Below are 20,412 nucleotides of genomic sequence, written 5' to 3'. Positions count from 1 at the left end.
GCTCGTTTCGATGTCACCGCCGTCAGTGCTGGTGTCGCCGGGGTTGTCCGTGTCGGTGCTTGTGCTGGTGCGTTGCGCGGCGTCGGTCTCCCCGATCAGTTCCCCGACTTTCACCTGCCGGGCCGCTTCGCCCTTGGATTCTCCGGTGAGGGACTGCACGAGCTGGATCACGGTGCGGTGCCCACGCCGCTGCGCAAGCCCACCGTGCCCGAGGGTGCGGTGCGAACGTTTCGCTGCTTCCCCGGCAGCGACCGTGATCACCCGGTCGAACTCCGCCCGACCGGAAGCGGCCTGCGACAACAGAGCTTCCAGTTCCGCATCGGGCAGGCGGTGCACCACCTCGACCAGTGAGCGCGCGGAAGACGCGGACGCGGACGCGGAGGGCACGAAAGATGAGGGCGCGGAAGCGGAGGGTACGGAAGACGAGGGCGGGGAGGGTACGGAAGACAAGGGCGCGGAAGACGAGGGCGCGAACGGCGCGGATGCGGAGCGCGCGAACGCGGACGGCGCGGACGTCGAGAGTGCCGATGGCAGACCTGCGTCGAGCGTCGAGACCGACTGTCCGGAGCCTGTTTCGGTGGTCGCAGCAGCATCTGGTCTCTCCAGGATGGCGCACACCATCGCGGTCATCTCGGGGAGCCGCGTGAGGTGGTGGAATGCCATGCTGCCATCCTACCTCAGCATTCGAACAAAGTATCGAGGTGGGGATAGGTTCCTATATCGCCGACTGGGGACGGAAAGGGGACAATAAAGGAAGCAAGCAAGAAGCAGATAGAACACATCTACGAATCTGGCACCGCACCTTCAACCTCTCCGCGGAGCCACACCCGGCACCCACATCGCACCCACAGCTGTCGCACCCACCCGTTACTGTCGGACCATGACCGACGCCGCTGGCACCACCGCCGCCACTCTCGCCCGCCCCACCACCGCCGACCGAGCGCTCACACTGAAAGCTCTGTGCGAGGCGCCCGAAATCCTGCGCGTCGTCAACGTCTGGGATGCCGTGAGTGCGCGTGTCGTCGCATCCCTTCCCGAGACGAAGGTGATCGCCACTGCGGGTCACTCCATCGCTGCGAGTTTCGGCTATGAAGACGGCGGGATGCCTGTCGACCTCGCTCTCGCCGGTGCGAGGACCGTCGCCGAGGCGGTGGACCTCCCCGTGACGGCGGACCTCGACGACGGATACGACGACCCGGGAGAGACCATCCGTCGTGCGATCGGCTTTGGCATCGTCGGCGCGAACGTGGAGGACCGTCTCCGGCCGTTCGACGAGTCAGTCGCCAGGGTGCGTGCCATCACGAAGGCGGCCGAGGCGGAGGGCGTCGCCTTCCAGCTGAATGCCCGAACGGATGCTCTCTTCCTCGGCAAGGATCGCTCGCCCGAGGATCGTATCGAGGAAGCCGTCTCCCGCGGTCGTGCATTCCTCGACGAGGGCGCCGCGCTCGTCTTCGTGCCCGGTGCGCTGACTCGGGAGGTGGTGGAGTGTCTCGTGGACGGCATCGGCTGGGGCAAGGTGTCCGTGATCGGACTACCTGGTGCGTTGCCGGCATCCGAGTACGAGAAGCTGGGCGTGGCGCGAATCTCGTATGGGCCGCTTCCGCAGCGAGTCGCCCTGCTGGCACTGCGCGACCTCGCAGCCGAGCTGTATGGAGAGGGCGTCGTGCCCGAGGGGCTTCCGCCTCTGAACTGAGGCGAGCGGCGGTGACGTGAGGCGAGCGACGGAGACCCCGAGGGCTATCGTCGCTGAACTGAGGCAAGCAGCGGACACGACCTGAGTCATCCGATTCAAGGGGGAATCATGCGATCGACACGCATCACCGCGAACCTTCCGGTCGACGACATCGAGAAGGCGAAGGAGTTCTACGCAGGCTTTCTGGGCTTGACCGACGAGGAGTTCAACCTCGGCTGGGTTGCGCGGCTCACCGATCAGCAGACCGGCGCCCAGGTTCAACTCGTGACTTCAGACGCGGATGCCCCGGAGGACTCCGTCATCTCCGTGCACACGCCCGACGTGGAGGCGGCGTACGAAGAGGCTCAGCGTCTCGGATACGAGATCGTCCTGTCGCTGCGCACCGAGCCGTGGGGTGTGCGCCGATTCTTCGTGCGAGCACCCGATGGGAACGTGATCAACATCGTCGAGCACGCGGACTGACTGAACCGCCGACCGCCGCGACCAGCACCGCCTAAGCTCGTCCCATGGCCAGGCTCGTGCTCACCGTCGTCGGCGACCATCGCGCCGGACTCGTGCAATCGCTCGCCGACAGGGTCAGCGAGCACGGCGGCAACTGGGAGACGAGCGAGCTCGCCGAGCTGTCCGGAGCGTTCGCCGGCATCGTCTTGGTCTCGGTTCCGGATGCCCGCCTCGACGACCTCCGCGACGCCCTGCAGGGCCTCGACGGGCTCCTCCGCATCACCGTTCACGAGGGTGCGACGGATGCCGCCCCGCACGCCGACCGCCAGCTGACCTTCTCCGTACTCGGAAACGACCGGCCCGGAATCGTGCGCGACGTCACGGGCATCCTCAGTCGCCACGGACTCACGATCGACCACTTCTCCAGCGAGACGCGCGAGGCGCCGATGGCCGGCGGCGTGCTGTTCGAAGCGGATGTCGTCGCTCGCGTTCCTGAAGGAACGGATGTCGCCGCCGTGGTCGTGGATCTCGAGCGGCTGGCGGGCGAGATCCAGGTCGACCTCAGCGTCGTCGAGTGACGCCGGCTCAGCTGCGCTGCTGGGCAGCTTCCATCGGCTCGGCAGAGCGAGCGAGCTCGCTCCGCTCTCGCCTCAGTCAGCTGTGCTCCCAGCTGCGCTGCTGGGCAGCTTCCATCGGCTCGGCATAGCGAGCGAGCTCGCTCTGCTCTCGCCTCAGTCAGCTGTGCTCCCAGCTGCGCTGCTCAACAGCCTCCATCGGCTCGGCATAGCGAGCGAGCTCGCTCTGCTCTCGCCTCAGTCAGCTGTAGTCGGCGGTGACGGTGCGCTCGGCGCCGTCGAGCCGGATCGTCCCTCCGTACGGCACGATCCACTGCGGTCTCGTGTGCCCGAAAGGCACGCCGACGCAGACGACGGCATCCGGGTTGTACCGGGCGACCTGCTCGATGACCGTGTGGCGCTGCGCCGCGCGCAGCTGCGAGCGCTCCTTCACGGACGGAACGCTCCGATGCAGTTCGCTGACCGGCGGCCGCGCGACGAGCACGCCGGCGACCGCGGAGAGGATGCCCCGCTCGCCGAGACCGCGCACCCACCGCATCACCTGATCGGCATCCGGCAACTCCTCGCTTGTCTCCAGCAGCAGGATCGCGCCGTCGAGGTCGCCGGTGGCGGGCATCCGGTCGGCAACCGCGAGCGGGTCGATCACCTCGATGCATCCGCCCCAGGTGCGGCCCTCGACCGCGCGATCCGGTCCGGCCCACGTCCACGGCTCGGTCGCCTCGCGTTCGCCGAACTCGGTCAGGGCGCGCGGATCCGTCCACTCCACGCCGAAGTCCTCGGACTCGCCGGGCTCGGTGAGCTGTGTCTCCCCGCCGTCGAGCAGCGCGGCCCTGAGCGACAGCAGGTGGATGTCGTCGATCGCCGGCCCCGGCCCCAGATGCACCTGTGTTGATCCGCCGTAGAAGCTCGGCACGCCGAGGCTCCACAGGTGATTATGGAGATTCGTGTTGTCGCTGTAGCCGAGGAACGGCTTGGGGTTCGCGGCGATCACGTCGTCGTCGAGGTGCGGGATGACCGTGATCTGGTCGTCGCCGCCGATCGTCGCCAGCACGGCGCGGATGCTCGCATCCGCGAAGGCCGCATTGACGTCGGTCGCGCGCGCCTCGGCACTCGCCCCGAGTTGTCGCGTGGTCGGGTACTCGACCGGAATCAGTCCCGTCGACTCGGTGAGCCGTCGCATCGCCTGCTCGTGCACGGCCGGCGACACGGCGGGTGCGGCGAACGCGGGCGACAGCACTGCGACGCGGTCGCCGGGGACGGCCTTCGGCACGGACGTGAAGCGAGGTGGTGTCATCCGGTCATTGAAGCAGACCGTCGTACTCGGGTCCGGGGCGAGCGCGCCCCCGCATCAGAACTCGTCGCTTATCGCGCAGGTACCGTCTCGTCGAGGAACGTGTCGGCGATGGTGTGGAACCGGTCGCGGGCATCCCTGCGTACGAAGTGGCCCGCGCCCTCGATCACCATGACCTCGGCTCCGAGAGAACGCGCGATCGCGCGATGGTTCGCCGTGATGCCGATCGCGACCGTGCCCGTCACGATGTGCACGGGGATGCGCGCGCCGGCGAGTTGCGCGAGCAGCGTCGGCCAGCCCGTGGAAGGGATGACGTCGCCGTTGCGCACCAGGGTGACATCCATGCGCTGCTTCGCCTCCGACCACGCGTCGAGTTCGTCGGCCGGCCAGCCGGGATGGATGGCGGCGAGCTCGGCCAGTCTCTCGGCATCCGTCAGCGACTGCTGATGCTCGAGCGTCGCGGCGGCGGCCTCGGCCACCTGGCGGTCCTGATGCCGCGTGACCGGCAGCCGCCAGAACGGGTCCTCGAGCAGCACCGCCGCCAGTCCCCTCGGCCGCCGGGCGGCGACGGCCGCGGCAGCCGACCCGCCGGCGGAGTGCCCGAACAGCACCAGCGCCCCGCCGTCGAGCTCCGGCTCGATGGTCTCGAGCACGTCGTCGACGATGACATCGCCCGGATGCCTGCGCAGCAGCTCCGCTGTCCACCGCGGCGATCGCCCGTGGCCGCGCGGGTCGATGGAGAGCACGCGGAACCCGCAGTGCGCCCAGTGGGCGGTGGTGACGCGGAGGGTCTCGGCCGACTCGGCGAGCCCCGGCAGTGCGACGATCGTTCCGCGGGTCCCCCCGGCCGGCGCGATGGTCTCGATGAGGTGCAGTGTCACGGCAGTTCCTCGGGGAACGCGAGCGGCTGACCGAGCACGATGCGCTCGAGCTCGGTGGCCACGTGCTCTCCGAGGCGGCGGATCTCGGTGCCCATCGAACCGGAGATGTGCGGAGTGAGGAACACGTTGGGGAGCGTGTACAGCTCCGAGTCGCGCGGCAGCACTTCGGGGACCGTGACGTCGAGGATCGCCTCGATGCGGCCGGTGCGCAGCTCGTCGAGCAGGGCCGTCTGGTCGATGATCGCGCCGCGTGACGTGTTGATCAGCGTTGCTCCGTCGGGCAGCAGCGCGAGCAGCTCGGCGGTGATCATGCCGGCCGTCGAGGTGTTCAGCGGCGGATGCAACGTGACGATGTCGCTGCTGCGCATGAGCTCGTCGAGGGCGAGAGGCGTGACGCCGAGGCGCGCCGCCTCCGCGGCGTCGAGGAAGGGATCGTAGATCTGAACGTTCAGGTCCATTCCCCGCAGCCGTTCGATCACGATGCGGCCGATGCGGGATGCGCCGACGACTCCGACGGTCTTGCCGCGGTTGCCGGCGCGCGGGAACTCGATCTCGCGGTCGATCCGTGCACGCCGGCGGCGATACATCCTGTTCGCCTCGAACGCGCGCTTGTTCGCCAGAACGATCATCGCGACGGTGAACTCGGCGACCGGGATCGCGTTCAGCCACCCCGCGTTCGAGACCTGGATGCCCCGCTCGCGTGCGCTCTCCGGCAGCAGGATCGCACCCTGCCCGCCCGCGTAGAGCAGGTACCTCAGCCGCGGCGCCCTGTCCAGGTCCGCATCGCTGAGCCGTGGAGCGCCCCACGCCGTGATCAGCACGTCGGCGCGCTCGAGCGCGCGACGGGCATCCGGATGCTCGAACGTCGTGAACGGAACGGTGTGAAGCGGGCGAGCGCCGTCGATGCGCAGCGCCTCGAAGCCGGTACCGAACAGGTGCGCCGCAAGCTCCGGCGGGCTCATCGTCATCGCGAAGTCGACGGTGCCCTTCGCGCCGCCGACTGCTGCGGATGCGCGTTCAGGCGACGTCGTGCTCCCCGGAGCGCTCGTCATGAAAACCTCACTGATGCTGGTCGTCCGGCCGCCATGCCGGGACGTTCGTGGTGCGAAGCGTTCGCCTCTGATGACTGAAACTAGTTACATTCAGCGACGAACGCAACCGCGCGATGGTCGAGTCCAGTTCAGTCGGCGACGGGCGGTGCGGCAGAGCCGCGGCGCATGAACGACGACTGCAGCAGCACGTTCCTCGGTCGCTCGAGTCCTAGAGCGATCCGCGCCGCCTGGACTCCGACCTCGTGGAACGGCGGGTGCACGGTGGTGAGCCCAGGGGTGAGGTCACCGACGACGGGCACATCGTCGAAGCCCACGATGGAGATGTCCTCCGGAATGCGCAGGCCGAGGGCGCGCGCCGCTCGGTAGGCACCGACGGCGATGTTGTCGGTCATGGCCACGATGGCCGTCGGCGTGCGGATGCCGCGCAGCAGGTCTCCGGCCGCCGCGGCTCCCGAGCTCTCCGTGTTCGCGGACGAGCGGATGAGGTCGGAGTCGACGGCGAGCCCGTGGCGCTTCATGGCCTGCGCGTAGCCGTCCATGCGAAGGTCGGCCGTGGTCATTCCGCGCGGCTCTCCGATGTAGGCGATGCGCCGATGCCCGAGCCCGACCAGCTCGTCGACGGCGGATGCCATGCCCGCCTTGTGGTCGTAGTCGACGCTCACGATGCCCGGAGCGCTGCGGATCGGCGGCCGGCCGCACAGGATCAGCGGGGCGTCGACATCCGCGAGGTCCTTGGCGTACTGGGCGGCGCGCGAGTCGAACTCCTCGTTCGACTCGGTCGAGCCGACGAAGAGCACGGCCCTTGCACGCTGCTCGCGCAGGGTCGCGACGAGCCGGCTCTCGCGCTCGGGGTCTCCCTGGGTCGTGGAGATCAGGAGGAGGTGTCCGTTGGCCGTCGCGACGCTCTCGGCTCCCGCGGCGAGCGAGGCGAAGGTGGGGCCGATCATCGTGCGCACCAGGAATGCCACCGTGCCCGGACCCCGGCCGGTCATCGCCCTGGCCAATCCGTTGACGACGTACCCGAGCTCGTCGGCCGCCGCGAGCACCCGCGCGCGCGTCTCCGCGTGCACGCTGCCGCTGTCCCCGAAGACCCGCGAGGCGGTCGCCGGCGAGACCCCCGCGCGGGCCGCGACGTCACGCAGATTCGCGGCTCCGACGCGCGCCGGTCCGCGCGAACCGCCCGACCGGCCGCGCCGAGGTTGGTCTGGAGTGGGCATGCACGGGATCGTACTCGGTCGCTTGACTTACGCCGGGAGGTGGTCTAGCTTCGCCGAGTGAAACTAGTTCCAATCCTGAGGGATGCCAGGAACGAAGCCCGGAACTGAAGCCACATCGTTCAAGGAGCCACCGTGCAACGAGGCACCGCAGTCGCCGCACCACGCGGCGCCATCGCCGTTCGCCGGCGTCGAAAGCCGACGAGTCGCGGCACCCTTGGCCTGCTCCTTCTGGCGCTCCCCGGCGTCGTCTGGTTCGCGGTCTTCGCCTACGGGCCGATGGCCGGACTCGTCGTCGCCTTCAAGGACTTCAACATCAGCGACGGCATCTTCGGCAGCCCGTGGAACGGACTGCAGAACTTCGCCTACTTCTTCTCCAGCGGCGACGCGCCGCGCATCGTGATCAACACGATCTTCCTGAACGCGCTCTTCCTCGCGGCGTCGCTCGGAGCAGGACTGCTGCTCGCCCTGATGCTGAACGAGATCAAGGGACACTTCACCAGACGGTTCGGGCAGTCGATCATCTTCTTCCCGTACTTCGTCTCGCCGATCGTGATCAGCATCATCCTGCAGGCCGTGCTCGCCGGGGTCGGTGGCCGCGGCGGCATGGTCAACAATCTGCTGAACGTCTTCGACCTGCCCGACGTGAACTGGTACACGACGCCGGGAGCCTGGCCGTGGATCCTCACGTTCGTCAAGGTCTGGCAGCTCGGCGGCTACACCTCGGTGATCTTCCTCGCGGCCATCACGTCGATTCCCGAGGAGGTCTATGAAGCCGCCGCGATCGACGGCGCGAGCCGCGCGCGCATGGCGCGATCGGTGACGACGCCGTTGCTGCTGCCAACGCTCGGCATCCTCATCGTGCTCGGCGTCGGCCGCATCTTCTTCGGCGACTTCGCCACGATCTACGCGATCGTCGGCGACAACGGCACCCTGTTCCCCACCACCGACGTCATCGACACGTACGTGTTCCGGTCTCTGCGCACGGTCGGCGACTTCGGCACCACCGCCGCGATCGGGCTCTTCCAGTCCGTCGTCGGGTTCGTCTTCGTCTCCGCCGCGGTGCTCGTGCAGCGTCGCGTCGACAAGGAAAGCAGCATCCTGTGAGCCTCATCGCATCCGGTCGTACCCAGACCGTCACCGACATCGAGGCGCAGACCGTGCTCGACGAGGTGCGTCCGGCACGCACAGCACCTCATCGCCGTCGCGGCCGCGGGAAGTTCGAGCCGTTCACCGTCGTCAGCTACGCGTGCGTGTCGATCTTCGCGGTGTTCTGCCTCGTTCCGCTGTGGATGATCGTGGCCGGCTCGTTCACCGACGAGTCCGCCCTCGCCGCGGACGGCTATAGCTTCTGGCCCGCGCCGTTCTCGCTCGCCGCGTACCAGCTGCTGTTCTCAGGGCAGTCGCTCGTCAGCGGCTACGTCGCATCGCTCTTCATCACCATCGTGGGCACGGCGCTCTCGCTCTCGTGCACGGCATCGCTGGCCTGGGTCATCGCGAGGCGCCTGCCGCGCGTCAGCCGGCCGCTCACGATCTTCGCCTATATCCCGATGCTGTTCACGGGAGGTCTCGTTCCGCTCTATCTGCTGGTGACGCAGGTGCTGGACCTCTCCAACAGCTGGTTCTCGGTGATCCTGCCGATCATGCTGGCGCCGTTCCTCATCTTCGTGGCGGTCAGCTTCTTCCGGCAGCTGCCGGAAGAGATCCTCGACTCGGCGCGCATGGACGGGGCGGGCGAGCTCCGCATCTTCTTCCAGATCGTCATCCCGCTCTCCAAGCCCATCCTCGCCGTGCTCGGCCTGTTCTACGCGGTCACATATTGGAACGAGTGGTTCATGGCGCTGCTGTTCATCTCCGATCCGGACAAGTTCCCGCTGCAGCTGATCCTGCAGAACCTCATCTCGAACGTGACCAACGCCGCGACGCTGCCAGGAGCATCCGCGGCCCAGGCTGCGGCGCCCGTCTACCAGCTCCGCTTCGCCATGACCGTCATGACGATCGCCCCGATCCTCTTCGCCTACCCCTTCGCCCAACGGTTCTTCGTCAAGGGCCTCACCCTCGGGGCCACCAAGGGCTGAAGCCCACCCCCACCACCCCTCGCAATCTGTTCACAAAGGAGTACACGGATATGTCCACGACAATCAGCCGTCGCGGCTTCCTCGCCCTGGGCGGCGCCGCCGCGATCGGCCTAGGTCTCACGGGAACTCTCGCCGGATGCAGCAGTGCCGGCTCGTCCGGAAGCCTGAGCGGAACCTCGCTGGCGATCCTTCCCAGCACCGCGCCGAGCAACTGGAAGACCGTGCTCGCGAAGTTCAACGCCGGCCTGAAGAAGGAGCACGGCTTCGAGCTCGACGCCCAGTTCATCAACTGGACGAACTACGCCCAGCAGTCGTTGCTCAAGTTCACCGCCGGAGCGAAGTTCGACACGGCCCTGCAGGCGCTCTGGCTCAACATGGCGCAGCTGCAGCAGGACAAGTCGCTGGTGGATCTCACCAAGGAGATCTCCAAGTGGCCGAACCTGTCGAAGCAGCTCGCGCCGGAGCTGATCTCCTCGAACAAGTGGAGCGGACACCTGTGGGGTGTTCCCCAGGTGAACAGCGCCGGACGGGTGCAGCACTTCAGCATCCGCAAGGACCTGGCCGACAAGCTCGGCTTCGGCACGATTCAGGATTTCGGCACCCTCGAGAAGTTCTTCTACGACGTCAAGCAGAAGGAGTCAGGCATCACGCCGTTCGCGGTCTCGTCGAACCAGACGTTCGAGCTCGCGATCGGTCCGCAGGGACCGGTGGGACTCTTCGACCAGAGCGGGTGGGAAGACCCGACGACGTACTTCAACACGCTGTTCGCCGGTTCCGGCCTCTACTTCAGCATGAAGGAGAAGGACCTCGCCTCCGGCTCCGCCGACCCCGTGCCGTTCTGGGAGAACGATCGCATCGTCGAGACGCTGCGGCGCATCCGTAAGTACTACCAGGACGGGATCATCAACGCGAACGGCCTCAATGCCGACAGCGCAACCATCCAGGCGCAGTTCCAGGCAGGCAAGTTCGCCGGGCAGTGGGCGATCACCGATGGCACAGCGAGCAACGCCCTCGTCGGGCTGCGCAAGGCCGTACCGACGGCGGACCTCGAAGAGGTCCTTCCGTTCGGCGGCGCGCTCACCTCGGCCAAGCCGCTGCAGACGTTCCAGGCCGACAATCTCGTCGTCGTGAACGCCAACGGCGGCAACGTCGAGCGAGCCCTCGCCCTGCAGGACTACCTGTCGATCCAGGAGAACCACGACCTGCTCGAATACGGAGTCAAGGGCACCGACTGGGAGCCCGTCGGGTCCAACGGCGTCAAGCAGCTGAGCACCTACGCGTTCCCCGGCTTCTCGCTCCTGTGGCGCACCAAGCTCGAGCGGCGCTCCTCGTTCATGACCGACTCGGAATCGAAGGTCTTCGACTGGGCGCAGGACTACGGCAACTTCACGAAGGCGACGCTCGCATCCTTCATACCGAATGTCACGCCGGTGAAGCAGGCGGCGGCATCCATGAACAACGTCATCACGCAGTACGCGAACCCGCTGTACTACGGCGTCGTGGATGTCGACAGCCAGCTCGACAAGCTCAAGTCGGCCGCCGACTCTGCGGGCCTCAGCACGCTGCAGAACGAGATGAAGAAGCAGGTGAACGCCTACCTGAAGAACCAGAACTAGGGCGGCCGCGCGTTTTCCAGCACCACGACGAAGTGAACGGGAGAAAGCATGAGCAACGAGATCAGTCGGCGGAGCGTGTTGGCGGTCGCCGCGGCGACAGCCGGAGTGGCGGCGGCCAGCGCCTTCACCTGGGCGCCCGCTCCAGCGTCGGCCGCGAGTCCGGTACGACCCGCGGGCGCGGGCACGACCAAGGCAGGGCTGGGCGCACCGCTCGACACCGTGGTGTTCGGCGATGCGGCATCCGAGAAGGCGCACGCACTGAGCGGCACGCTCTCCGACGTGGTCGCCGGGGCGCTTTCTCAGCCCGCCCGCGTGTTCAACCCGCAGGCCACACCGGACTGGTGGGGCGGCTCGGCGGCCTTCACTGTCAAGGTCGACCCCACCAGAACGACGTACCTGACCGTGAAGCTGTGGGGCGGCGACGTCTCCGACAAGGCGGATGAGTCGCACAACTGGCGCCTGCAGCTCTTCGTCGACGGCGAGTCCGTCGGTTGGTACGACGAGGGCCCGGTCGACAACCTCGACCAGCTCGGCACCGATCCCCGAAGCCCTGGCCGGTTCTTCTTCCACACCCTCCCGTTGCCGGAGAGCTCCACTAAGGGCAAGACGAGCCTGCAGCTTCAGATCCGGTCCATGGGCCGCATCTGGGACTACGGCGGCACCACCGACACCTACTTCTACAAGCAGACGGAGCCGTCGCGGCCGGTCTATCGCGTCTACACCCACACAGACCCGTATTTCGTGCCGGAGGCATCCGACGTGCTCGGGGCGGCGCCCGCCACGAAGACCCGGCCGAACGAGGACGACGCCGCGATCGCGAAGCTGACGACTCAGGTGCTCGCCGAGCACAACGCGCTCATCTACGGGGGCGGCGCCTACGGCACGGACGCCTGGGGCTTCAACATGCTCGCCGAGGGCTACGCGTGGAAGGACAGTCCCGCGTACCAGAATCCGGATGCGCTCACCGCGATCTGCGCGGCGATCGACAGCCGCTACAACGCGTGGAAGGCCGATCCCACCGTGCTCACGGCCTCCGACCAGCAGTGGCAGGGCTTCGGCAGGGTCGGTCTCGTGCTCGCGTACCTGTGGGAGGACATCCAGGACGAGCTCGACAAGACCGTCACCACCGGTCCGACCACGGTCGCGAACCCGGGCTTCGAGCTCGGCACCGCCGGATGGTCGACATCCACGTGGCGCGGCTCCGGCACGGTGACCGCCGACACGACCGTCGCGCACTCGGGCAGCTCATCCCTCAAGGTCACCGCGAACGCGAACGACACGACGGGCAGCGCCGTGGGTGTGACCATCGCCGGCCGGCCGCTGATCGGCACCGGCACGTACGCCTTCGCCGTGTGGTGCAGAACCGACGCCGTCTCGGGGCTCGGGCCGTATCTGGACATCCTGTTCTACAACGACGCCGGACAGATCGTGAAGTCCGACCAGAAGTTCTACAGCGCGACCGGAACGCACGACTGGCAGCAGATCACCGCGAGACTGGCGGTTCCGTCCGGCGCCACGAAGGTGCGCATCGACCTGCGCGTCGACGGCACCGGAACGGCCTGGTTCGACGACGTGACGATGCAACAGGTCGACGGCACGCCGCCCGCGCCGCCCGGCAAGCCCGACCGTCGTACCGCGTACACCGACATGCTGCTCTCCAGTCGCGACTACTGGAAGCAGAACATGCGCCACTACTCCAACCAGGCGCAGATCACCGCGATCGGCATCTACCAGTGCAACCGCGGCCTGTCCCTGATCTCGCCGAAGGATGCCTGGCCGGAGTCACGCGCCCGCGAATGGGTCTACGAGAGCATCGGCCTGAAGCCCTGGTACGGCCCCGAGTTGCCGGACGGCACGCGCACCAAGCCGCTCGGAACCGGCTACTACGTCGTCACCCCGAGGGGACTCACCCGCGAGCTCGGCTATGTCGGCAGCTACGGCGAGGTCACCGACTGGCTGGTGATGATGTACGAGTCGATCACCCGCGGATACCAGGCCGTCGAGGCGCCCGAAGTGCGCGAGCAGATGGTCAAGATGGTGCAGGCGCGCGGCTACTTCCGGCAGTTCGATGCGGATGCCGACGGATACCGCGTCTCGCGGCTCGAAACGGTCGTGGGCTGGCGCAACGAGCAGTACCCCGGCATCGTCATCTACGCGTCTCGCACCGTTTGGGACTGCAGTCCGGTCATGGCGGCGGCCGCGTTCGACGACCCGAAGCTCACCGGGTGGACGCAGGAGATGTTCGACGACGGGCAGTTCGCTCCGCAGCTGAGCCTGATGTTCACGAACACGGGCAACCGGGTGCAGCTGAACGCCACACGCATGCTCGCGCGTGACCTGCCCGCGTTCCGCCGGCTTGCGGCATCCAGCGAGCGGATGCCGGTGAACTGGGATGTTCCCGACTTCGCCTTCACCGATGAGGTCGACGGCGTGCTCGCCATCAAGAACGGGCAGGAGCTGTTCTTCGCGTCGCTGTACTGGCGCGCGCGACAGGCCGTCAACAACTGGGGACGCGTGCACCTGGTGACGCCGTCTTCGCAGCAGTCGGCCACCGTGCGAGAACAGACCGACGGCAAGCTCAGCTCGAACACGTTCACCGTGCAGGACTGGGTCAACCAGGACTACACGATCAACGACAGCAACGGCGGTTCGAACTTTCCCGAGGGCGGCATCACACCGCCAGGGCCCACCGTGCACCAGGCGTACGCGGGCGAGGTGCTCCCCCTGGCGATCATCCCCGACGACGCACACCCGGCCCTCGGCTCGACCGAGCTCGGTGTCGAGGAGGTGCTCGTCGGTATCGCGCCGTACTACCAGCTGAGGTACGGGCGGTATGTCGTCGGCATGAACACCTCGACGGATCAGACCTTCACCCTGAAGGAGACCGGTCAGGGCACGGCCCGCATGCTGACCACGCCTCCGCGAGGCTTCCACGGCGACAGGGACCACGTGGCGCTGGCGAGCGGAATCACCGTTCCACCCCTGACCACCGTCGTACTCCACCTGAACTGAGGGAGCTTCGTGCTCATCGCCGCCAACCCCGTCGTGCGCGGATTCGCGCCCGACCCGGCGATCATCAGAGTCGGCGACTGGTTCTACCTCGCGACGAGCTCGTTCGAGTGGTACCCGACGATCCCGATCAGGAGGTCGCGCGACCTCGTGCGCTGGGAGTACGCCGGCGCGGTCCCGGAGGGGAACCTGCACGGGGTGCCCGACTCGGCCGGCATCTGGGCGCCATCGCTGAGCCACGACGGCGAGCGCTTCTGGATCACCTACTCGATCGTGCGCACCTTCCACGGGCGACAGCTCGACGTGGAGACGTACATCGCCACCGCCGAGGCGGCGGAGGGTCCGTGGTCGCCGCCGCGGCGGGTCAGCGGTCACGGGTTCGACCCGTCGATCTTCCACCACGACGGCCGGCACTACCTGCTCAACGTGCAGTCGGATTCGCGCCCCGGCGGAAGCCGGTTCTCCGGCATCCTCATCGTCCCGCTCGACGCGGGCGGCACGCGAACGACGGATGCCCCGAGGCTGCTGTTGCAGCATCCCACGCTGGTCGAGGGGCCGAAGCTGTTCACCTGGGAGGGCTGGTTCTACCTCGTGCTCGCGCAGGGCGGCACGGGCGTGGAGCACGGCGTGCTCATGACGCGCAGCCGGGACCTGTTCGGGCCATACGAGTTGGACGACCGGCCGCTGCTCACCTCCCGTGACGACAGGTCGTTGCGTCTGCAGAAGGCTGGGCACGCCGAGTTCGTGCAGGCGGCGGACGGCAGGTGGTTCATCGGCCATCTCGCGTCGCGATGGCTCGACACGCTGCAGGGCAGGCAGTTCCCGTGGGGCCGGGAGACGTGCGTGCAGGAGATCAGGTGGGTCGAAGGATGGCCGCGCCTGGCGCACGGAGGCTGGCATCCGGCCGACGAGTTCACCGCTCCGGACTCGCAGGCGGATGCCGAGCACGTGCAGCCGGCGGTGGACGCGGAACCGCCCGAGTGGCCGTGGCGCTCGCTGCGGGAATCGGCAGACGATTGGTCCGTCCGGCAGGGCGACCGGGTGCGCATCCGCGGCCGCCATGGTCTCGAGTCGATATTCGGCGTGAGCCTGCTGGCGCGGCCGCTCGAAGAGCCGCACGCGCGGTTGAGCGCGGTGCTGGATGCCGCGCCCGAGACCTTCACCGAGGGCGCCGGCATCGTGCTCTGGTACAACTCCACGTCGTACTACTCCCTCGCTATCACCTGGGTCGAGCCGGATGGCGAGCCGCAACGGGGCCAGCAGTGGAACGGCGGCGGTTCCCGTGCCGCGGTCGTGACGGTGCGGGACCGCGGCGGTGCGCGCGTCCTGGCCACACGCATCCTCGACTATGGTCCCGTCGAGCTCGCCGCCGAGCTGGACGGGGCGACGGCGCGGTTCCACGTGGACGACGCCGAGCTGGGACCCATGCTCGATGTCGGCATCCTGTCCGACGACTACGGCGACGCGCTTCGGTTCACCGGATCGATGGCCGGCATCTTCGCGTTCGACACCGTCGACGCGGCATTCACTGCGACGTTCGGTCCGATACGGCTCGAGCAGCACGAATCGCGACATCTGCAACGAAGGAGAGACGAATGTTCGCAACGATCATGAGCCGGCGAGGCTGGGCCGCCGCCATAGCGGCGGGTGCGGTCATCGTCGCAAGCCTGCTGCCGGCCCAGGCCGCTACGGCCGCCTCAACAGGCGCGAGCTCGACGCCGACGGTGACGAAGGCCGTCACCATCGATAAGACCAGGAGCTCGGCGGGCTTCGTACATCCGGGAATCGGCGTCGATGCGGCCAGTCTGGAGACCACCCGCAACGAACTGATCGCCGGCGCGGAGCCCTGGACGAGCTACTACCAGGGGATGCTCGCGACCAGCTACGCCAGCACCACGCTCGGCTCGGCGAACCAGGGTTCGGGCGATGGGGTGCCCGCCGAGAGTAACTTCAACAGCGTCGACGAGAGCAACAAGCTGGGGCAGGACTCCGAGGGCGCGTACACGCAGGCGATCCTCTACTACTTGACGGGCAACCCGGTCTACCGCGAGAACGCGTTGAAGATCGTGCGCATCTGGAGTCACATGAACCCGAACGGGTACAAGTTCTTCGCGGATGCCGAGATCAAGACGGGACCGTTCGTCTATCGCATCATGGCCGCGGCCGAACTGCTGCGCTACACCTCGGCCGTGCCGGGCACGGACGGATACCCGCTGGCCTGGACCGACCAGGACACGACCGACTTCACGAACAACTTCGCGGTGCCCATGGTGAACACGATGGACTACGGCAACGGCTGGTACATGAACCAGGGGACGCTCCCGCTCGAGGGCGCGATGGCCAGCTACATCTTCACCGACAACAAGGCCCGCTACGACCAGGCGGTCGAATGGTTCACCGTGAACTCGACCGCTCCAGACCAGGACGTCAACGGCGCGCTCGCATCCATGTACCGCCTGATCGACAAGAACGACCCGCGCAATCCCTACGGCTACTCCTTCGTCAACCACATCGAGATGGGGCGCGACCAGGCGCACGCCGGCGACGACGTGCTCACGCTGACCACGCTCGCCAGGCTCGTCGCGACGCAGGGCACGCGCCTCGACCCCGTCAAGGGAACCGTTTCGACCTCGTCGAACGCCGTCGACCCGTATCGGTTCATGGGCGACCGCGTGCTCACCGGCGCGAACGCGTTCTTCGGGTTCATGGACGGTTACCAGGTGCCCTGGATCGACATCACCCAGCAGGGCGGCAAGCTCGCCCAGTCGTACCGCGGCCGCTGGAGCAACTCGCTCAACGAGCTGTACCACATCTACACCTACGACGAACACATCGATGTCGCGAAGGTGGCGCCGTACATCGCGCAGCAGTTCCAGCAGCGTGACGGCGCGCTCTACTACAACTTCAACGTCAACGAGGTCGGAACCAAGATCGCCTCCGACGGGCTGCAGAGCTTCTGGGGAGGCACGCTGACGGGCGACGACTACTGGCTCTCGATCCCGGCAGCCGCGAAGGGCGAGAAGGTGCCTGCGCCGCAGAAGAACGTGCCGTTCGCGCAGAAGGCATCCATCATCAGCGGAAAGGCGACGACCGTCACCGATGACGGCAACCCGATCATGCGCGCTCGCGTCGACAAGAAGGGAACGACGCTCGCCGTCCGCACCATGCAGTACGGAGCGCTCACGGGCTACAGCCCCGTCGGGATCAGGGTTCGAACCACCGCCGTCTCGACGTTGCAGGTGCGCAGCCGGCCCGGCACGAAGCCCTACCAGACGATCACCGTTCCTGACACGCACGGCCAGTGGCGCATGATCACCTACGACATGGACACGAGCGTCGTGCCCGGCTGGGAATCCGGCGTCAATAACATCGTCTACTACACGTTCACCGGTCCGAGCGGACACATCGACCTGGACTACGTAAACGCGAACGCGGCCTCGTCGGTCTCGCCGCCGCTGTTCACGCAGGGCGCGACGGCGACGGTGGTGGGGATCGCCGGCGAGCAGCTGAACACCAGCCTCAAGGCCACCGACTCGGATCAGAACGAAACGGTCGGATACGCCACGTCCGGAGCACCGAGCGGAGCCGTCGTCGGAACATCCGACGGCAACCTGACCTGGAGCCCGACGCTCCAGAACGTCGGAGACCACACGATGGTCGTGCAAGCCGACGACGGCACGACGACGACGGCACTCAAGGTCACGCTGCGGATCGCGAAGAACCGGGCGGATGCCGTGAAACTCGCCGAGGCGGGATACGACTCGTCCCAGACCTACACGAGCGCGACGAAGCCCGCATTCGACGCCGCCGTCGCCGCTGCCGAAGCGGGACAGAAGACCGACAGCGACGCGGACTTCGAAGCCGCGCTGGCAGGCATCCAGAAGGCCGTCGCCCAGCTGCAGCTGCTCAACCCGCGCCTCGCCGATGGAACGCTGGACTACGCAGGCATCACGACCTCGACCCTGCCCGCCGGAACGATCGGCTACCTGACCGACGACGACAACTACACGTTCCCCGGCGACCTCAGCGTCAACTCCTTCACCGTCGACTTCGGTCGCGGCTACCGGGTGAAGACGACGGCCTTCGATCTGCAGGCGCGACAGACGTTCGGCAATCGCTCGCAGGGCGCCAACGTGTACGGATCGAACGACGACGTCACCTGGACGAAGCTCACCACCACGGAGACGACGAACACGAACCGGCTGGAGACGCTCCCCGTCGCATCCGGGTTGACCGACGCCGCGTTCCGCTTCCTCAAGGTGCAGGTGGATGACCCAGGGGTGCCCACCGATCCGAACTTCCCGGGCATCTTCGACCTCGCCGAGTTCCACATCCACGGGGCCCGTCAGGAGGCGGTCGATCGCATCGCGAGCGCGACGATCACGTCGAACGATGCCGAACCCGGCATCGCGAGCAACGGCGACACGATCAGCCTCTCCTTCACCAGCACGGAGCCGATCACGGATGTCGCCGGCACGATCGCGGGACAGCCCGCCACCGTCACCGGGTCGGGCACACAATGGACCGCGACGATCGTGCTGCCGAACACGATCGCATCCGGGCAGCCGACCTCGTTCGCGATCGGCTACACCACGGCCGACGGGCAGAAGGCGGATCCGCTGGTCGTGACGACGGATGGCTCGAAGCTCTTCCTCTCCGACTCCGCGGGGCTCATCGGGAACGTGCCTGGAATCAGCACGCCCGTGTCGCCGAGCGGGGACGTCGAGGTGTCGAAGGAGCCGTACGTCGCGAAGATGTTCGACGACAACGCGTCGACGTTCTCCGATGTGGGTCCGGTGAACGGGCAGTACTACATCACGCTCGACTTCGGCGATGGAGGATCCGTCGCGCTCTCCCGCGCCGAACTGCTCGTTCGGCAGGACAACAACGGCACGAGCCGGGCGAGCGGGCTGAGCATCCAGGGATCCAACGACCAGTCGACCTGGACCAGCATCACGAACAACGCCAAGGGAACGCTGGACTGGCAGACCCTCGCGCTCCGTCCCGGCACGTCGCCGCTGGCGTACCGCTACCTCAAGATCGCGAACAACAACTGGATCAACATCGCCGAACTGCGGTTGTTCGGTGTCCGCGTGGCTCCGCCGCTCGACTCCGTCACCACTGCGCACCTCGGCTCGAGCGATGCCGAGCCCGGCATCGCGGTCGGCGGCGACACCGTGAACCTCGACTTCACGACCTCGGAGTCGATCACCGACGTGAAGGCGACGATCGACGGAACTTCGGCGACGGTCACGGGAAGCGGGACGAGCTGGCACGCTTCCGCGAAGGAGGCGGCGGATGCCACGCCCGCCCGCCTGCTCGCCTTCCGCGTGACCTACGCCGGCCCGAACGGGGAGCCGCGCCAGGCTCTGACCCGCACGACCGACGCATCCGGCGTGTTCCTCACCTCGAACGCCGGCCTGATCGCCGACCCGGGCAGCCTGCTCACTCCGGTCACGGCGACCGGTCAGCCCGACACGGCGAACCAGAAGTACGTTGCGAACATGTTCGACGGGAACGCGTCCACGTTCTCCGACATCGGACCGGTGAGCGGGCAATACGCCGAGATCCTCGATTCCCGCGCGGGCCACAGCGTCAGCCTCGATCACGCCGAGCTGCTCGTGCGGCAGGATGCGAACGGCCTCAACCGGGCATCCGGCCTCCGCATCGAGGGCTCCAACGACCTGTCGACCTGGACGCCGGTGACGAACAACGCCGTCGGAACGCTCTCCTGGCAGACCTGGGCGCGGCCCGACGGAACCGCGGTCACCGCCTACCGATACCTGAGGATCGTGAACAACAACTGGATCAACATCGCCGAGCTGCGTCTCTTCGGGAGCTACTCGGGCTGAACGCATCGCCACCCGTACGCTGGATTCACCGACGACAGGAGAACCAGTGACCGACGTGATGCCCGAGCGAGAGCACCTGAGCTGGGACGGCTTCGGTGCCGCGACGCGCGATCTTGCCCGGCGCATCCTCGCCGACGGGTTTGTGCCGGAGGTCGTGGTCGCCATCGCGCGCGGCGGCCTGCTTCCGGCGGGCGCCGTCGCGTACGGCCTCGGCGTGAAGAGCTGCGGCGCACTCAACGTCGAGTTCTACACCGGGATCGGCGAGGTGCTGGATGCCCCGACGGTCCTGCCGCCCGAGCTCGACCTCGAGTTCCTCGTCGGCCGCCGGGTGCTGCTGGTGGACGACGTCGCCGACAGCGGGCGCACCCTCGCGCTCGCCGTCGAACTGCTCCGCGAGCAGGGAGCGGATGTGCGCTCGGCGACGATCTACACCAAGCCGGGGTCGATCGCGATGCCGGACTACTCGTGGCGCGAGACGAGCCTGTGGATCGACTTCCCGTGGTCGTGGAAGGGCAGCGTCGTCGAGGAGGACGCGCTCGCCGGGTCCTAGCCCGCCGCGCGACGCCTCGGCCTTGATTCAAGTCGTGACGCCTCGGTCTTGATTCAAGTCGCGGGGTGAAGAAGAAAAAAAAAAAGAACAAAAAACACAAAAAAAACAAAAAAACAAACAAAACAAAATTTAAAATTTCCCTCTTATTCCCTGTGATTAT

The 20,412-nt window shown here is 67.2% G+C and carries 14 protein-coding genes and 1 pseudogene; 10 read left to right on the top strand and 5 right to left on the bottom strand.

Translation table 11 applies throughout. The features are described 5' to 3' along the window. Positions 1 to 663 (bottom strand): annotated as a pseudogene (locus ACTHNC_RS01485) (hypothetical protein); the annotation flags it as partial. Positions 664 to 880: 217 nt separating this feature from the next. On the opposite strand from ACTHNC_RS01485, the gene ACTHNC_RS01480 reads away from it, so the two are divergent. The 3 genes from ACTHNC_RS01480 (at position 881) to ACTHNC_RS01470 (ending at position 2,712) form a co-directional block, all read left to right on the top strand. Next, entirely contained in the window at positions 881 to 1,693 is an 813-nt protein-coding gene (locus ACTHNC_RS01480; RefSeq protein ID WP_440292815.1) for an isocitrate lyase/PEP mutase family protein, read from the top strand. Positions 1,694 to 1,801: 108 nt separating this feature from the next. Further along, positions 1,802 to 2,155 carry a glyoxalase superfamily protein gene (locus tag ACTHNC_RS01475; protein WP_440292814.1) on the top strand — a complete coding sequence of 118 codons (354 nt, stop codon included), beginning with the start codon at positions 1,802 to 1,804 and terminating at the stop codon, positions 2,153 to 2,155. A 44-nt stretch (positions 2,156 to 2,199) separates the two neighbouring features. Beyond that, positions 2,200 to 2,712 carry a glycine cleavage system protein R gene (locus tag ACTHNC_RS01470; RefSeq protein WP_440292813.1) on the top strand — a complete coding sequence of 171 codons (513 nt, stop codon included), beginning with the start codon at positions 2,200 to 2,202 and terminating at the stop codon, positions 2,710 to 2,712. A gap of 238 nt (positions 2,713 to 2,950) precedes the next feature. Here the strand turns inward: ACTHNC_RS01470 and ACTHNC_RS01465 are convergent, their stop codons facing one another. From ACTHNC_RS01465 to ACTHNC_RS01450, 4 genes are all read right to left on the bottom strand, one after another. Beyond that, the gene (locus tag ACTHNC_RS01465; protein ID WP_440292812.1) at positions 2,951 to 4,003 is read right to left on the bottom strand and encodes a S66 family peptidase; all 1,053 of its coding nucleotides are present in this window, start codon (positions 4,001 to 4,003) and stop codon (positions 2,951 to 2,953) included. A gap of 68 nt (positions 4,004 to 4,071) precedes the next feature. After that, entirely contained in the window at positions 4,072 to 4,881 is an 810-nt protein-coding gene (locus tag ACTHNC_RS01460; RefSeq protein ID WP_440292811.1) for an alpha/beta hydrolase, read from the bottom strand. Then, positions 4,878 to 5,933 carry a hydroxyacid dehydrogenase gene (locus ACTHNC_RS01455; RefSeq protein ID WP_440292810.1) on the bottom strand — a complete coding sequence of 352 codons (1,056 nt, stop codon included), beginning with the start codon at positions 5,931 to 5,933 and terminating at the stop codon, positions 4,878 to 4,880. Before ACTHNC_RS01455 ends, ACTHNC_RS01460 begins: the two co-directional genes overlap by 4 nt. 128 nt (positions 5,934 to 6,061) lie before the next feature. Next, positions 6,062 to 7,150, bottom strand: a complete 1,089-nt coding sequence (locus tag ACTHNC_RS01450; RefSeq protein ID WP_440292809.1) for a LacI family DNA-binding transcriptional regulator — start codon at positions 7,148 to 7,150, stop codon at positions 6,062 to 6,064. A 132-nt stretch (positions 7,151 to 7,282) separates the two neighbouring features. On the opposite strand from ACTHNC_RS01450, the gene ACTHNC_RS01445 reads away from it, so the two are divergent. From ACTHNC_RS01445 to ACTHNC_RS01415, 7 genes are read left to right on the top strand one after another with little or no spacing between them, the layout of a single operon-like run. Beyond that, complete coding sequence (locus tag ACTHNC_RS01445) at positions 7,283 to 8,254, top strand: ABC transporter permease subunit (RefSeq protein WP_440292808.1); 972 nt, start codon at positions 7,283 to 7,285, stop codon at positions 8,252 to 8,254. Further along, the gene (locus tag ACTHNC_RS01440; protein ID WP_440292807.1) at positions 8,251 to 9,225 is read left to right on the top strand and encodes a carbohydrate ABC transporter permease; all 975 of its coding nucleotides are present in this window, start codon (positions 8,251 to 8,253) and stop codon (positions 9,223 to 9,225) included. Before ACTHNC_RS01445 ends, ACTHNC_RS01440 begins: the two co-directional genes overlap by 4 nt. A gap of 50 nt (positions 9,226 to 9,275) precedes the next feature. Further along, positions 9,276 to 10,841 carry an ABC transporter substrate-binding protein gene (locus ACTHNC_RS01435; protein ID WP_440292806.1) on the top strand — a complete coding sequence of 522 codons (1,566 nt, stop codon included), beginning with the start codon at positions 9,276 to 9,278 and terminating at the stop codon, positions 10,839 to 10,841. 48 nt (positions 10,842 to 10,889) lie between these two features. Then, a complete protein-coding gene (locus ACTHNC_RS01430; RefSeq protein WP_440292805.1) occupies positions 10,890 to 13,853 on the top strand; it encodes a hypothetical protein in 2,964 nt (987 codons plus the stop codon). 9 nt (positions 13,854 to 13,862) lie between these two features. Beyond that, the gene (locus ACTHNC_RS01425) at positions 13,863 to 15,464 is read left to right on the top strand and encodes a family 43 glycosylhydrolase (protein ID WP_440292804.1); all 1,602 of its coding nucleotides are present in this window, start codon (positions 13,863 to 13,865) and stop codon (positions 15,462 to 15,464) included. Then, on the top strand, positions 15,446 to 19,702 hold the full coding sequence (locus ACTHNC_RS01420) for a hypothetical protein (RefSeq protein ID WP_440292803.1): 4,257 nt from the start codon (positions 15,446 to 15,448) through the stop codon (positions 19,700 to 19,702). Before ACTHNC_RS01425 ends, ACTHNC_RS01420 begins: the two co-directional genes overlap by 19 nt. Positions 19,703 to 19,757: 55 nt before the next feature. After that, positions 19,758 to 20,252: a phosphoribosyltransferase gene (locus tag ACTHNC_RS01415; RefSeq protein ID WP_440292816.1), complete on the top strand. Its 495-nt coding sequence runs from the start codon at positions 19,758 to 19,760 to the stop codon at positions 20,250 to 20,252. Positions 20,253 to 20,412 lie beyond the last annotated feature (160 nt).

Origin of the sequence: Humibacter sp. (assembly GCF_051954055.1) — a bacterium.
Lineage (GTDB): Bacteria > Actinomycetota > Actinomycetes > Actinomycetales > Microbacteriaceae > Humibacter.
The sequence above is the reverse complement of the archived record's forward strand: the minus strand, read 5'-3'. Positions and strand labels throughout refer to the sequence as shown.